Raw genomic sequence first — 7,443 nt, 5'->3', positions numbered from 1 at the left:
CTTCCATGCTGATTTTTAATAGCAGGCGTTAAGTTTCAGGTAATGTAGCAAACAATTCAACAAATCGGTGCTGTACTGACGGCTTGGGATGCTTCTATGCCTTTAGCGTGTATTCGTAATCTAAAGCATCCAGCTGCTGACTACTTGGTATATAGCCCTTTAATTAAAAGATATTTGCTCTGCTGTACTGGCTGGCACTTTGTCCAGTAACCTTTTTGAAGCTGCGGGAGAAATAAGATAAACTGTCAAAGCCCGTTTCCATGGCAATCTCTGATAAGCTCAACGTGGTTGTTAACATTAAGAATTGAGCCTTCTCGATTCTCTTTTGTATCAGATATTCCAAGGGTCGCTGACCCGTAGCCTGTAAAAACAGTTTAGAAAAGTAGTGAGCACTTTGATTCACGTGTTCTGCTAAGGCTGTCACCGTTATGGGACTGCCCATATGCATTTGAATATAATGAATGGCCAACTGAATTTTGGCAGGCATTCGCGTTTGCTGAGCTAACAACCATTCTTCGTTGACCAAGAAGCGTGACAGTAGTTGTAAAATCAGGCCATTTGTCTCCAGGTAGTCAGCGAAAGGGATATCATTGTTTCGCTGCTTGAAATCTTTAAGTAAGGGCTGCTTTTGATACTCTCGAGGGTCATCACTTCTTCTTAGATCACGCCCTGGATTTAAGTGTAAGAGCCGTTTGAAAAGAATAAAATCTTCCGGTTTGGATTCTATTTTGATCACCCGCCGACTATAGGCAAAGAGTGATAATCCAGTTGGGTTCTCTTCTAAAATGTGTACATAGTACTGGCTTAGCCAATCTTGGCAGGAATGATCGCACCGCGTAAAACTGGGAATAAGATACAAGTACCCTTTCTCTAATACCAAAGCCTGATCGGTATCACCGAGGGATCCTTGACCACCGTCAATGAGATAAATCCGGTAAAACGGGCTCATCACCTCCCGATAATTCCACGATTTGTTCAACTGGACGTAGTCCGTGTGCAGCAGCGAAAAGCTCGCCTTAAATCCGGTATTATGCATAACTGACTGACTAATAGGTATAAATACTATTCCTTTTGTACTCCTTCCTGCTAGCAAAGATAGCTAAAAGCCCGATTTGTGATAATTAAAGCCCATTTTGTATAATTTAAATAATTAATTATACTATACTTTTGTATCAGTTACAGCACTTGAAGTCTTCAAGCTCTCACCCCAAGACTAATTATGAATTCATAAATTGCAGATTGCTCGTAAGAGTACGCTTGGTTTATTACCCGTACTGAGCCTTTCCAGAGTCGTTCTTGTCTAAATGACTCGGAAAGGCTCATTCTTGCCGATCTGGGTATTGCTCAAGTAGTTGCAGATTATGGATGCCAAGTTTGGCATGTGAGCCTCCTGGGAAACCTAGTGCCAAGCCGAAGCCAATAACTGGTACGCCCGAGGCATGTGTAAGGAAAGTAGCCATCCGTATTCACCTGTGCGAACCCCCTTCTACATTCGGCTTTAAGTTGTCATTCATGCGTGGCAAGGAGAACACGGGGACCCCCGAGGAGCTGGTGGCTTTCTACAAGCAGGCCGGTGGCCAGTACTTAATAACCATGGCTGATCAGCACGACAACGTGGACTTGTACAACAGCAAACACTAGCTCTGGAACTACACTAAAACAACAATATAGATAAGCAGGGGAATCAGCAGGCGATAGTATTTGGGGAGGGTCCGGCTCAGCAAGGGACGGCTCTGCTGTCGGCTGAGGGTTTCAACGAAGGCAAAAGCAAGGCTTTTTAGTGAAGAAGCTATTCGGTTTACCGGCAAGGAGAGGCTTTGGATGCCACGGTGATGGACTGGCCCGAGGGAGACAAAGTGGTGATTACATCGCTAGCGAGAAGGATTTACACCTGACGCCGGTTCGCCGTGTGTCGCTGCTGGGGGGTACTGATTCAATGTCCTCTAAGCAGACGAGTCAGGGACTGGTAGTACAACTACCCGACCATCAACCTACGCTAACGCTTTGAAAATGTTCTAGACCTTTTCAGACAATTCTGATAATAGACGCTACTAAATAGGGCCTTCTTCTTCAGAAGGGGGTATCATTGGGTCTGCAATCCTAGAAAAGATAATTACCAGACGTGTTGCCGTACGGCTATGACTTTAGATATCTCAAGTCCGTATTCTTGAAACTCAAGTTTAAAGTCATCATAAATATCTTCAAAAAGGCCAGGGTGCTTAATAATTCCTTCGTAGGCTTTCATGGCACGCTTCACCAGCGGCTCATAGGGCGATTGGTAGGGTAAGTCAGTGGGGGCTTGTTCTACTCCTTTAAGATATTCGTCCACGTAAATGGTAATGAGAGCATCCAGATAATCCTGAACGGACATTGGGGTTACTATCGCGGGTGTTGTCTTATGCATGGATCTATAGTTCAAATGGTAACTTAGTATTAGTATAAAATATAATCTCCAAATAAAAGCCCTTCTACTGTTGCAGAGGTATAGTTAACGCCTGTCTGTCGTCGCAGGTAGGTCTTGGAGTTTGTTCATCCACGGTCATCAAAGCCGCCACTCCTCTGACTAAATCAGTGATACAAAGTTGCCGCCTGCTTAGCTTGTGCAGGCGTATATTCGACTAATGGAAAGGTTTGCCGTGTAAGCAGAATATTTTGGTACTTAAAAGGTTTTTAAGTCTTTTCGCTTTTATACATTGAGATTAGATAAGTCCGCTTAACGTACAACTGATTGCAGAATTACTGACGTTGGTTACCCGTTAGTATCAGTTAGCGAGCGAAGAAAAAGAAACGGTTCGTTTTTCTTCGCGAAAATTTCTGGAAATGTACAGTACTAGACTCGCGTAAATGGTTGATGATTAGATGGGTAATAGCTTTTCATGATGAGTGCTTGTACCACCCCGGTCAAGCACTCAGAAGCTCCCAGTACACTAAATGAGGTTAAGCAAAACCTGTAGCAAGAGTCTTGAAGACAGTTTGTTCGTCCGATCGTAACGAATCAATCAAGTACATCAAAAGCTGAAGAGGTACTCTTTAGGTAGATAGCTTATCGGAAGATCCCCTACAGAAAAAGAGAAGCCTGATCATCAGACTTCTCTTTTTCTGTAAGCACATGTTTAGCGGCATACAAATAGTTGTTAAGTAGTACACCTTGAGATTCAAGAAAGCTCTGATTCTTTAGTGGTAAGATAGTAAATAAACTTACGATCAGCCTGGATATGTTTTTCGACAAAGCCATGCTCGACCAGCCAATTCAGAGCCTGATATACGGCCCCAATGCTGATCTGAAAATGATTCTTCTTAAGCAGTAACCAAACCTGTTCAGCATCCATGCTTTCGTGAATACGCTCGAGCACCGTTGCTACCTGATTTCGTTTAATGGACTTCCGAATGCCCCGTTCTATACAGTACGTGTCAATCCGATTGTTGATACTGTGCATCATTACTAGTGAAAAAAGCGGCAGGACATCGAAAAGAGGACCTGCCGCTAAATGTTAAGAGCTAGGGAGCTACATCGAAGGTCAGCGTAGCACAACGCCAAACCGACTTGTACTCTTTTCCCTGAAGTTGACCCTGTTCTTTTTCAGTTTTAGAGCCTTCCACGTAGTACGTACCCGGCCATAGCGGCGTAAACTCGGCTACACCCTGGGCGTTGGTAACGACCTGACGGCTCCAACCGCTGGGAGAGTGAACGGAGATATAGATTTTTTCGGAAGGCGTATTTTTAAATACACTTTCCAGTGAAACGGGCTTTCCTACTTTGAAAGGCTTGTCTTGAGCTAATGCGACATTGAGTTCATTGGGAGTAGCGGATTTACCACTGGCTTTGCCCACCGTAACAGTAGCCGTTGCATTGAACTGGTACTTGGTAGTACCACCCAAGTCTTTGGCTTCGTGCCCAACGGCCAGCGTGTACACACCATCCTGGGTTGGCGTAAAGGTAGCCGTAAAATGGTCATTAGCTGGGCTTACCGAAAGTTTGGTCTTGGTTTGGTCTGGAGCAATCAGCCAAAGGCTAAATTCCTTTACGTCAGAATACCAGTCGGCAACTTTTTCCGGCGTTTCGCCCGGTTCAGCGTAGCTAATTTTGACGGTTTGAGCTTGTCCTTTTTTGCCGATAGCGGGCGTTTGCAACCAGAGGGCGTGAGCGAAGGCACTGCTGACGCTCAAAAACAGAGCCAGCGATAACAGAGTAGCTTTTAATTTCATAAAATAGTCGTTAAAGAAAAGTGAGAAGGCGTGTTTGCATACAGCCAAGAAGGACGAGCAGCGGCCTTTTTTCTTCTTACTAGCGGCTAAATTACACATCTATTTATAATGAGTCCAAATAAAAATTATAATTACAGCTAGTCTACTGATCCTAAAACCTTTTCGAATCAACTGATTATCTAAAAACCATACTTGTGGGCAAGGTATCAAGCGAGAAGAGTTCGTATTCCTCACAATCTCTCATGAAACATACAGAACGTATGGAACGGTTAAATCCGTCCTACTGTGAAGAGACTAGAGAAGCTCCGTTCGTATATACAGCATGGGTATCCGAATGCAGTAAGTTGAAGAATAGTCTGCAGAAGTGAAGTTTTAGAGCCAGTAGCCCGTTACAGATAGATATCTACCATCTTTTGCCAGGCATCGGCCTGGTGAGCCCGGCCCTCCCAAACGTAGAATTCATGAGAAATGCCTTTGTGGGTCAGATCGCGTTCGAGCTGAAAATTGCTTTCCAGGAAGGGATCGTCGCTACCAATGACGATGACAAATTCCAACTTACGGATTTTGGCTAGCAACTGCTCATCGTGCAGATTGGGAAGAAAGTGATTAGGCGTGTGGTAGTAGATGTTTTCGTCGTAGTAATCGTCGAACAGTCCCCGAAACTCGGATGTAGGGACCGCGAGGTTGTAACGACCACTAAAGGCTACTACTTTACCAAATTGCTCGGGATGCCGCAGGGCAATATTCACGGCGTGAAAAGCTCCGAAGCTACAACCGTGGGAAATCAGAAAAGAACCCGGATTCAGTTTCTCCGAAAAAGGCAGTACTTCCTGTAAGATATACGCTTCGTAGGCAATGTGCCGCTGAATACGCTCGGCGGGAGGAATACTTTCGCTGTACAGGCTTTCGGCGTCAATCGAATCAACGCAGATCAGTTGTAGCCACCCTTGTTCGATTTTATCCCGAAGAGCCTCGACCAGACCCAGTTTCTCGTATTCGTAAAACCGACCCCGACGGGTTGGAAAGATCAAAACGCGAGCCCCGGCGTGGCCGTAGACGAGTAAATCCATGTGTCGCTCAAGCACTGGACTATACCAGCCGTGTGGGTTACGAAGCATAGGTAAGGATGACAAGGAAGACCCCTAAGTTCTCAATGATTTCTAAATCTGGTCGTATCGTTGGTATGAATAAATCATTAAAATTTCTCTACGTAAGGCCGCAGTAGCTTCGTCCAGACCTGATAACCCGCTGGGCTAAGGTGTAAACCGTCCGCTTCGAAGAGTTCGGGTCGGGGCCGGTGGTTCGCTCCCAGCATGGCGTGGGTTATATCCAGGTAGGTAAATCCTGGGGTCTGTTTGATTTTTTCGGCAATGAGTGCATTCGTATGCTTGATTTTTTCAATCAAATCCCAGCGGGCCAGACTTGGCTTGATGGATACGTAGACCAAGGGTACATCGGGTAACTTCTTTTTCAGGCGTTCGACCAGCGTACAAAAGAACAGGTATACCTCTTCAGGATGTCGTTGATCGCCGAGATCATTGTCGCCCGCATAAAAAACGATTGCCCGAGGCTTACTCGGCACCACGATCTCTTCGAAGTACCAGGAGCAGGCGGCCAGGGTCGAGCCACCGAAGCCGAGATTGAGTACAGGCGTATCAGGAAAATCCTGAGCCAGCGTTGACCATAAACGAATGGAGGAACTACCGTAAAAGACTGTACGGTTTAGTTGAGCCGGGTTAATTCGTTGTTTTAATTGTTTTACTTCTTCTTCGTACCAGATCATAAAAAGCTTAATGGATACAGGCCAATCAGGGCTGTAAGAATAAATTAGTGGCTGCGACGTGCGAAGGTAAAACCCAAATTCGAACTCGGAGGTTTAAATTTTAGTATTCTCGAAGAATAATTAACGTATAGTGAAAGAGTTAGGCCCTCAAATTTCCGGACTTGAGCTTCGAGTTCGGAAATTTGAGGGCCCATACTCATTAGAGATAACGGTACGCCGAGGGGGTTAAAGACACGTGTTTTTTGAAGAAGTTATTAAAGTGCGAAGGCTCCTCAAATCCCAGACAATAGCTGATCTCGGCAATATTCCAGTTAGTATGTTTGAGCAGGGCTTTGGCTTCGCTAGTCAGTCGTTCGGTAATGTGATCAGTCGTTGTTTTTCCCGTCGTTTGCCGAATAGCTCGATTGAGGTGGTTAACGTGTACGGCTAAGTGCTCGGCAAAATCCTTGGCCGACCGCAGCTTGAATCGTTGTGAAGGCGTTTCAATGGGGAACTGCCTTTCCAGTAGCTCAGAGAAAATCGCCGTAATACGGGCATTCGCATCCGGATGCTGGTAGAGCGTTTGCGAGGGCTGGACTTTTAAAGCTACATGAATCAGCTCGATGACGTAATTGCGAAGCAGATCGTATTTAAACCGATAATCCGACTGCATTTCAGCGAGCATTTTTTCGAACAAAGCACTCACCTGCTGTTCCTGAGTTTCTGGCAAAATGAAGGCCGGTTTACCGCCGCTGGCGAACATGGGCATTTCGGATAAGGGGTCTCGCATTTTCTCCGTAAAAAAGGCATCCTTGAAAATGCAGAAAAAGCCCGTATAGTCTTCCGAACGCGACTCCCAGGTGTAGGGTACTTTGGGATTGAAAAACATGAGGGTTGGCCCTTCCACTTCCAGACTTTTATCGGCGTAGTGAAAGACGTTCTTTCCCCGAATCAGACTGATTTTGTAGAAATCCCGACGGGTGTATTTCACCGGAGCCCCGTGCGGGCCGTGGCAGTCTTCCAGCCGAAATACGTTGAAATGCCCCAAATTCTGTTCAAGATTGGGGGGCTGCTCATTGAATTTAGTCTGATAAAAATCTTCTAAGGTTTCAATCGTTGCCATACGCTTCGCGGGTGTTTAATTCAAATCCCTTGGGTTAATATACTGTAGCAAAAGTACAGCATATCAAGTATTGAGACTTACGAAAAACAAAGGCATACTTGTAAAATTCAAACAATAGCGTCCTTATACTAACGAAGGAGGCTGACCAAAGGCTTTTTTAAAAGCGAAGGAAAAATGCGACAGATCTTCAAAGCCCACTTCTAGATAAACCTCCGAAGGTTTTCGTCCTTTTTCTTTAATCAGGAAATAAGCATCCTGCAAGCGTTTATTTAAGAGCCAGCGGTGCGGTGAGAGATGAAAAATTTTCTCAAAATCGCGTTTGAATGTAGCCAGGCTACGGCCACTCAAATAC

General features: G+C 45.2%; 10 protein-coding genes. 2 read left to right on the top strand and 8 right to left on the bottom strand.

Going from position 1 to position 7,443, the window contains the following annotated elements:
• Nucleotides 1-163: 163 nt before the first annotated feature.
• Complete coding sequence (locus ACOJTG_RS05615; protein WP_420152915.1) at nt 164-1,036, bottom strand: helix-turn-helix domain-containing protein; 873 nt, start codon at nt 1,034-1,036, stop codon at nt 164-166.
• 476 nt (nt 1,037-1,512) lie between these two features.
• Between ACOJTG_RS05615 and ACOJTG_RS05610 the strand changes: the two genes are divergently transcribed.
• Nucleotides 1,513-1,641, top strand: coding sequence for a hypothetical protein (locus ACOJTG_RS05610; RefSeq protein ID WP_420152914.1), 129 nt, complete (start codon nt 1,513-1,515; stop codon nt 1,639-1,641).
• Between the two features lie 139 nt (nt 1,642-1,780).
• On the top strand, nt 1,781-2,008 hold the full coding sequence (locus ACOJTG_RS05605; RefSeq protein WP_420152913.1) for a hypothetical protein: 228 nt from the start codon (nt 1,781-1,783) through the stop codon (nt 2,006-2,008).
• A gap of 105 nt (nt 2,009-2,113) precedes the next feature.
• On the opposite strand, the gene ACOJTG_RS05600 is transcribed toward ACOJTG_RS05605, so the two are convergent.
• The 7 genes from ACOJTG_RS05600 to ACOJTG_RS05570 form a co-directional block, all read right to left on the bottom strand.
• Nucleotides 2,114-2,371: a hypothetical protein gene (locus ACOJTG_RS05600; protein WP_104715643.1), complete on the bottom strand. Its 258-nt coding sequence runs from the start codon at nt 2,369-2,371 to the stop codon at nt 2,114-2,116.
• Between the two features lie 784 nt (nt 2,372-3,155).
• Nucleotides 3,156-3,440: a transcriptional repressor gene (locus ACOJTG_RS05595; protein ID WP_420152912.1), complete on the bottom strand. Its 285-nt coding sequence runs from the start codon at nt 3,438-3,440 to the stop codon at nt 3,156-3,158.
• 58 nt (nt 3,441-3,498) lie between these two features.
• On the bottom strand, nt 3,499-4,206 hold the full coding sequence (locus tag ACOJTG_RS05590) for a DUF4198 domain-containing protein (RefSeq protein ID WP_420152911.1): 708 nt from the start codon (nt 4,204-4,206) through the stop codon (nt 3,499-3,501).
• A 389-nt stretch (nt 4,207-4,595) separates the two neighbouring features.
• Complete coding sequence (locus ACOJTG_RS05585; RefSeq protein ID WP_420152910.1) at nt 4,596-5,324, bottom strand: esterase family protein; 729 nt, start codon at nt 5,322-5,324, stop codon at nt 4,596-4,598.
• A 77-nt stretch (nt 5,325-5,401) separates the two neighbouring features.
• Nucleotides 5,402-5,989, bottom strand: coding sequence for an SGNH/GDSL hydrolase family protein (locus ACOJTG_RS05580; RefSeq protein ID WP_420152909.1), 588 nt, complete (start codon nt 5,987-5,989; stop codon nt 5,402-5,404).
• Nucleotides 5,990-6,188: 199 nt separating this feature from the next.
• Complete coding sequence (locus tag ACOJTG_RS05575) at nt 6,189-7,091, bottom strand: helix-turn-helix domain-containing protein (protein ID WP_420152908.1); 903 nt, start codon at nt 7,089-7,091, stop codon at nt 6,189-6,191.
• Between the two features lie 123 nt (nt 7,092-7,214).
• Nucleotides 7,215-7,443 (bottom strand): helix-turn-helix domain-containing protein (locus ACOJTG_RS05570; protein WP_420152907.1); only part of this gene is annotated, 229 nt, incomplete at its 5' end.

It is taken from the genome of Siphonobacter sp. (genome assembly GCF_048595215.1).
Classification (GTDB): domain Bacteria; phylum Bacteroidota; class Bacteroidia; order Cytophagales; family Spirosomataceae; genus Siphonobacter.
The sequence above is the reverse complement of the archived record's forward strand: the minus strand, read 5'-3'. Positions and strand labels throughout refer to the sequence as shown.

What these genes read in the sequence shown, in the direction of transcription:
- ACOJTG_RS05600 (WP_104715643.1), bottom strand. Translation starts at nt 2,371, where the DNA reads ATGTCCGTTCAGGATTATCTGGATGCTCTCATTACCATTTACGTGGAC.
- ACOJTG_RS05610 (WP_420152914.1), top strand. Translation starts at nt 1,513, where the DNA reads ATGCGTGGCAAGGAGAACACGGGGACCCCCGAGGAGCTGGTGGCTTTC.
- ACOJTG_RS05595 (WP_420152912.1), bottom strand. Translation starts at nt 3,440, where the DNA reads ATGATGCACAGTATCAACAATCGGATTGACACGTACTGTATAGAACGG.
- ACOJTG_RS05575 (WP_420152908.1), bottom strand. Translation starts at nt 7,091, where the DNA reads ATGGCAACGATTGAAACCTTAGAAGATTTTTATCAGACTAAATTCAAT.
- ACOJTG_RS05580 (WP_420152909.1), bottom strand. Translation starts at nt 5,989, where the DNA reads ATGATCTGGTACGAAGAAGAAGTAAAACAATTAAAACAACGAATTAAC.
- ACOJTG_RS05615 (WP_420152915.1), bottom strand. Translation starts at nt 1,036, where the DNA reads ATGCATAATACCGGATTTAAGGCGAGCTTTTCGCTGCTGCACACGGAC.
- ACOJTG_RS05585 (WP_420152910.1), bottom strand. Translation starts at nt 5,324, where the DNA reads ATGCTTCGTAACCCACACGGCTGGTATAGTCCAGTGCTTGAGCGACAC.
- ACOJTG_RS05590 (WP_420152911.1), bottom strand. Translation starts at nt 4,206, where the DNA reads ATGAAATTAAAAGCTACTCTGTTATCGCTGGCTCTGTTTTTGAGCGTC.